Genomic DNA, 256 nt, shown 5'->3' on the forward strand with positions numbered 1-256 from the left:
ACTATCCACTTCTTTTAGCCAAACAAGCTCTTTCTTCATGGCAGGTAGTTTGGCAGAGCATGTACCATAGGTCAAGCCTTTTCCTGTCTCTTTGTATGCTTGATCCCATAAAGATAGGAAATGATTGAATACAAAGCGAGAACACCCAATCGTTTTGTTGATTAGAATTGCTTGTGCCTGATTTGGATAGATACGAAACTTATAGGCTTTATTCATCATTATTTGATTCACCTCCATTTCGGTATATGACTATTAT

At 37.1% G+C, this 256-nt stretch carries 1 protein-coding gene; it reads right to left on the bottom strand.

Annotated elements, in window-relative coordinates; translation table 11 throughout:
- A partial coding sequence (locus MR143_RS32810; protein ID WP_242281307.1) for a helix-turn-helix domain-containing protein occupies positions 1 to 219 on the bottom strand: 219 nt, incomplete at its 3' end.
- Positions 220 to 256 lie beyond the last annotated feature (37 nt).

It is taken from the genome of Bacillus cereus group sp. BfR-BA-01347 (genome assembly GCF_022663835.1).
Lineage (GTDB): Bacteria > Bacillota > Bacilli > Bacillales > Bacillaceae_G > Bacillus_A > Bacillus_A thuringiensis_K.